Source organism: Amycolatopsis sp. SID8362 (assembly GCF_010550475.1).
Classification (GTDB): Bacteria; Actinomycetota; Actinomycetes; order Mycobacteriales; family Pseudonocardiaceae; genus Amycolatopsis; species Amycolatopsis eburnea.
On sequence record NZ_JAAGNB010001740.1, the window covers coordinates 1 to 1,550 of the forward strand.

1 protein-coding gene and 1 pseudogene are annotated in these 1,550 nt (G+C 74.9%); one reads left to right on the forward strand and one right to left on the reverse strand.

Going from position 1 to position 1,550, the window contains the following annotated elements:
- A partial coding sequence (locus G3I65_RS53230) for an NAD(P)/FAD-dependent oxidoreductase (RefSeq protein ID WP_203612749.1) occupies positions 1-421 on the forward strand: 421 nt, incomplete at its 5' end.
- 3 nt (positions 422-424) lie between these two features.
- Here G3I65_RS53230 and G3I65_RS53235 read toward each other — a convergent pair.
- A pseudogene (locus tag G3I65_RS53235) lies at positions 425-1,550 on the reverse strand (hypothetical protein); the annotation flags it as partial.

Genomic DNA, 1,550 nt, shown 5'->3' on the forward strand with positions numbered 1-1,550 from the left:
CGCGGCGGCCGCCCGGATCGCGGCGGAGTTCGAGGGCTGGGCGCCGGAGCTGACCGCGCTGATCACCGACGGCGACACCGCGCCCGTCCTGCGCCCGCACTACACGTTGCCGCCCGGGCACGAGTGGGACCGCGTGCCCGGGGTGACGCTGGTCGGCGACGCGGCCCACCTCATGCCGGTCAACGGCGAAGGCGCCAACCTGGCCATGCTCGACGGCGCCGAGCTGGGGCAAGCACTGGCCGCGCACCCGGTCGAAGAAGCGCTGGCGGAGTACGAGCGGGCGATGGCCGTCCGCAGCGCCCGGGTCGCCGCCGAAAGCGTCCAGTTCGGCGAGCTGATGTCGGGCGACGACGGGGAAACCATCGCCCAGGCGCTGATCGAGGTGTTCAGCGCGCTCAGCGAGGCCGGCCGCGCTTCCTGAAGGTCAGGGCGCGTACTTGCCCACGAAGCTGCCGCAGGTCACCACGCGGCCGGTGAGCCGGGCCTGGATCGCCCGCTCCAGGCCGAGGTAGGTGAACACGGGGGTGTCGGCGGGGACCTCCGCCGGCACCGGGCCGCCGGTGGCCAGCAGCCGGCTCGGCACCGTCTGGAACAGCACCAGGTAGCCGCCTTCGCGGTTGAGCTCGTCGCTCTTCGCGAGCATCCGCTGGGGCGCGTCGCCGACGATCTCCAGCGGCAGCGGCCACTCCAGCGGGAACGGGTTGGTCAGGCCGAACGCGGGGTAGGCGAACGCGTTGTCCGGCAGGACCGCCGTCCGCGGGGCCGGGAAGCGGTCGAGGCAGTCGCGGATCTGCCGGACGTAGGCGTAGGTCGAGGGGTTGGTGCGGATGCCCGACATCGCGGGGCTGACGTCGCCGAGGTCCGCGGTCAGCCGGTCGTGCCCGAGGTCGAGGTAGGCCGCCTGGTCGTGGCGGGCGACGACGACCCAGCCGCACACCGCGACCGCGGTCAGCCCGGCCGTCGCGGTCACCCAGCGGCGCGCCAGCCGCGGCCGCGGCGGGACGACGTGGCTCAGCAGCAGCAACGCCGTCAGCGCGAGGGTGCCGGTGAGCAGCGTCGGGGTGTCGTTGCCCCACGACAGGCTGGTCATGAACCCGGTGGCGAGCACGAGCAGCCCGGCCCACGGCACCTTCCGCGCCACGGCCGCGTTCACCGGCACGCTGACCGCGACGATCCACCACAGGACGTCCGCCCAGCGCGAGGAGCCGGTGAACCGGCCGTCGACGACGGTCCAGACCACTGCGGCGGCCCCGGCGAGCACCAGCAGCCACGACGCGACCCGCCCGGCCGCGCCGAGCCGGTCGCCGGGCAGCCGGACGGCCAGCAGCACCACGGCGATGACGGCGAAGAACCCGAGTTCGCGCACCGGCGCCTTCGTCAGCACCTCGGGGTCGGCCAGCCACAGCCCGAGCAGCCGCTCGCCGTACGCGGGCACGCCGCCGGTGAGCTGCTCGACCATCTCGGCGAACCCGCCGCCGAGGGCGACCCACGCCACGTACGCCAGCCCGGGCGCGCCGAGCGCGAGCAGGTCGAGCAGCACCCGCACGACG